General features: G+C 72.0%; 3 protein-coding genes. All 3 read left to right on the forward strand.

The features are described from left to right. Nucleotides 1-217 precede the first annotated feature (217 nt). Nucleotides 218-1,618: an FAD-binding oxidoreductase gene (locus E1267_RS42725; protein ID WP_132341882.1), complete on the forward strand. Its 1,401-nt coding sequence runs from the start codon at nt 218-220 to the stop codon at nt 1,616-1,618. A 195-nt stretch (nt 1,619-1,813) separates the two neighbouring features. After that, nucleotides 1,814-3,337 (forward strand): MFS transporter, encoded by a 1,524-nt coding sequence (locus E1267_RS42730; RefSeq protein ID WP_165960114.1) that lies wholly within the window; start codon nt 1,814-1,816, stop codon nt 3,335-3,337. Between the two features lie 26 nt (nt 3,338-3,363). Further along, a partial coding sequence (locus E1267_RS42735) for an FAD-dependent monooxygenase (protein WP_132341886.1) occupies nt 3,364-4,500 on the forward strand: 1,137 nt, incomplete at its 3' end.

A 4,500-nucleotide genomic window follows, 5' to 3' on the forward strand; every position in this document is an offset into this window, starting at 1 on the left:
GACCGGGCCGCGCCACCCCCTCACCCTCCCCGACACCTTCCCGCCCTACGAGCCGTACGAGCCGCACGAGCCCGGCGAGTCCGGCGAGTACGTGGAGCAGCGGCTGCTCGAGATCAGGGAGATGTCCAACCAGGCCATCGGCTCCATCGACGACCTGCTCCAGCACACTGCCTGAAGTGTGCCCCCATCGAGCGATATCTGATCTTTGAGGAGAGTCATGCAGGATCTGTCGCGACCGGAGCTGAGGTCGCGTGACGTCGGGGGACACCAGCCTCGCTCCCTGGCGGGCATCGAGACGCCGCGCACGCTCGACGAGGTACGCGCCCTCGTACGCCAGGCCATGACGGCCAGGCGCCGCCTCTACCCGATCAGCACCGGCAGGAACTGGGGCATGGGCTCGGCCATGCCGGTCACGGACGACAACCTGGTCGTCGACCTCAGCGGCATGAACCGCGTACGCAGCCTCGACCTGGAGGCCGGCTTCGCGGTCATCGAGCCGGGAGTGACCCAGGCGCAGCTCGCCGAAGTGCTGCGCGGCACTCCGTGGATGCTGAACGTCACCGCGTCGTGCGCCGACACCTCCGTCATCGGCAACGCGCTCGACCGCGGCGACGGCTGCATCCGCTCCCGCGTGCACGACGTCGCCGGGATCGAGGCCGTGCTGGCCGACGGCAGTGTCGTCACCACCGGCGGGCTGGACCCCGCGGGGCGCTACCACGGCCGCGTCGCCGGGCCCGACCTGACGTCCTCGTTCGTCCAGCACAACCTGGGCGTCGTCACCGCCATGGCCGTCTCGCTCGTGCCGCGCCCGCAGACCATCGCCCTCGTGCACGGCCGCATCCCGCGCGACCAGGTCGGCACCGCGGTCGGCGCGATGACCGGGTTCCTGCGCCGCGGCAACCCGGCCGAGGGGCTGATGCGGGTGCGCGAGCTGTCGCTCACGCCGAGCCGCGGCGACTGGGTGCTGCCCGCGGGCGTCGACCCCGGCATGTTCACCATCCTCGGGCCGCTCATGGGCAGCGACGCCACGGTCGAACTGGCCGAGGAACTGCTGCGCAAGGCGCTGATCGAGGTGGAGGGCGCCGAGGCGCTGCGGGTGATCGACGCCGCCGAGGTGGACGCCGGCGACCCGCTCTACGCCAGAGCGCTCATGTCGCAGGGCATCCCCACCTGCCTGGGCGTGCACAACGCGCTCGGCGTGACCGCATGCGACCAGATCGACGAGGGCCCGATGGGCTTCCTCGCGCTGCTGCCGCTGCTGCCGATGCACGCGCGGAAGACCGAGCACGTCCTGGCCGCGCTGCAGACGGCCGTCGACGCCCACACCACCGCCCTCATGGTCGAGTGGAACCTGGTCAGCAGGCACATGGCCAACGGTGTCATGCAGATCTTCTTCGAACGCGGGGCGCCCGACGCCGCGCACCGGGCGCACCAGCTCCGCAACGACGGCAGCTGCGTCCTGCGGGCCAACGGCTGCGCCATCTACCGCTCCGACATCGACCACGCGGCCGCCGACGTCTGGTCCGAGACCAGCACCGCCAGCCTCGGCATGCTGCACCGGCTCAAGACGGCGCTCGACCCGGACGGCCTGCTCTCGCCCGGCCGGTACGGCGCCTGACCCCCACCCGTCAGGCTCCGCCGTCCGCACAGCCGGAGTGTGCCAGGCGGCGGGGCGATCCACGATCGACAGTGAAGATGGAGGAACCACGTGCGTTCGTCACCAGCGGCCGTCCGGGGATCGAGCACGGCCGGCGCAGACCGCCGACACGGCGTGATGCTGCGGCTGGTCGGTGCGGGTGTCATGTTGACGGTGATGGCCGACACCACGGCCACCACCCTGGCAGTCGGAGTGCTGCGGTACACGCCCGCCGGCGCGGGCATGCCGCTCGGTGACCTGGTCTGGCTGACCAGCGCGGCGTTCATCCCGATCGCGGCGCTGCTGGCCACCGCCGGCCGGTGGGCCGACCTGTTCGGCCGCCGGCGGGTGCTGGCCGTCGGCCTCGTCGTGTTCGTGCTGGGCGGCATCGCCGCCGTCGCCGTGGAGCCCTGGTCTTACGTGCTGGCGGCGCGGGCGGTCCAAGGCGCGGGAGCGGCCGCGATGATCCCCGCCAGCCTGGGACTGCTGCTGGGAGAGCTGCCGGAATCGGAGCGGCGCGGCGCGATCGCGTTGTGGAGCTCCGCGTCCGGCCTCGGCTGCCTGCTCATGCAGGCGGGCGGCGGCTGGCTGGCCGCCTCCGTCGGCTGGCGGGCGCTGTTCATTCCCGACGTCGTCATCGGCATCGCGCTGCTGATCGCCTGCGCCTGGCTCCCGTCCGGCAAGAGGTCCGGCGCCAAGGGCGTTCCCGACGTGCTGGGCGCCTGGCTGCTCGCGGGCGGCATCGCGGTCGTCGTACTGGCCATCTCCAAGGCGATGGCCTGGGGCATGGACGTACTGTGGCTGACGCTCGCCGCGGTCGCCCTGCTGGGCGGCGCGCTCGCGCAGGCCAGGCGCCACCGGCTCCCGGCGATCGACCTGGCCCTGTGGCGGCGGCCCCGCTTCGTCTGGGGCTGGCTGGCGACCTGGGGCTTCGGCGCGCTGTCGTACGGGCTGCTGACCGTGCAGCCGCTCTACCTGCTGCACCTCGGCTACCCCATGCTGGAAGTGGCCATGTGGCTGACGCCCACGTCGGTGGCCGTCGTCGTGTCGAGCTTCCTGGCCGGACGGCTCGTCAGGCGCATCGGCCCCTACGGGCTGATCTACGCGGGCTCGCTGCTCTGCGGCGGCGCCTGCGTCCTCGTGCTGGTGCAGTCGGGGCCCACCGTGTGGGGCCTGATCGCCAGCGTCGTGGTCGGGGTCGGCGTCGGCGCGCTCGCCCCCGGCACCTCCGTCGCCACGACCCTCGCCGCCAGCCCTCACCAGTACGCCTCCGCCGTCGGCTCGGCGACCATGGCGCGCATGGTCGGCGGCGCCGTGGGGGTCGCCGTGGTGTCGATCGTCATCGACCACCCCTTCATGACCGGCCCCTTCGCCGGCCTGGCGGGCGCGCTCGCGCTGTGCGTGGCCATCTCCGTGCTGATCGGCGCGCTGGCCCTCACCAAGATCACCAAGATGCGCCCCGACCCGGGCGACGTCATGGTCAAGGTGCCGCGCAAGCTCCTGCTCGAACTGCGCACGACCCTCGCCACCGTCGCGGCGGAGGCGGACGCGCTGCTGCCAGTCGAGACCCGCACACCCCCCACGACCACCCCACCGGCTCCTCAGCAGGGTCTCCCCGTGGACACCCGGATGGGCCGGGTCCCGCTGCCGCGGGCGGCCGAGACAGGCCCGCTCGCCGGAACCCGCGGGCGTACGAACTAGTTCAACCATTCAGAAGGGCTCTCGTCATGGCAACCACATCGTGCGACGTGGCCATCGTCGGCGCCGGACTCGGCGGCTGCTTCCTCGCCCTGTTACTGGGCCGCCGCGGGCAGCACGTCGTCGTCATCGAGCAGGGACCCTCGGTCCCGAGCGCGGGCGCCGACTTCCTCAAGCCCCCCGGCCGGCGCGTGCTCGCCCGGCACGGGCTGGCGGACCTCGTCGAACGCCATGGCCTCAGGCGTGACACCATCCGCTACTACCACGACGGCGACCCCATCAGGGAATGCCGCTTCCCCGACGGCGGCTTCATCATCCGCCCCTACCGCGAACTGGTGGAGCTCATCTACACCTCCTGCGCCATGGAGGGTGTCGAGTTCCGGTTCGACACGAGCATCGACGACGTCGCGACCGGCGACGGCCGGGTGGAGGAGTTGACGCTCTCCGACGGCCGCACGCTGAGGGCCGGCGTCGTGATCGGCGCCGACGGCACCAAGTCCGCCGTACGCAGGGCGCTCGACATCGAGCAGCAGACGATGCCGTACGAGCGGCTGCTGATGCGGGTGGCCACCGTGCCGCTGACCGCCAGCGTCGCCCAGCGCAACCGGCTCTACTTCAGCTCCGAGGGCTGGCTGGCCTACTTCTACCCGCTCAACAGGGACCAGGCCAGGGTGTTCGTCGGCCTGCCGCCCGAGGACGACAAGGAGATCTTCCAGGACGGCATCCCCCTCCTCATCGACACGCTGAAAAGGTTCGTCACCGACAGCTCGGACGCCTTCAACGTCCTGCAGCCCGCCACCTGGCAGCGGATCAAGGTGTCGTCGCTGCGCGTGGCCGGTTACCACAAGGGCAACGCCGCGCTCCTCGGCTCGGCCGCCTTCGCCTGCCACCCGATGACGGGCATGGGCATGAGCTACACGCTGCACGACGCCGAGATCCTGGCCGACGTCATCTGCGCGGCCGGCGGCGACCACGACCTGCTCGACCGGCTCCTCTACGCCCGCTACGAGCCCCGCAGGCACGCCCACAGGGAGCTGATCGACTACGGTGACGCGCTGGCCGCCACCTTCCGCGACCGGTCCGCCTACCTCACGGCCTTCCGCCCCGACCTGCACGTCCACGGCGACGCCGCCGCGCCCGAGGAGGTGCCCGCCCTGCAACCGATC

Origin of the sequence: Nonomuraea longispora (assembly GCF_004348345.1) — a bacterium.
Lineage (GTDB): Bacteria > Actinomycetota > Actinomycetes > Streptosporangiales > Streptosporangiaceae > Nonomuraea > Nonomuraea longispora.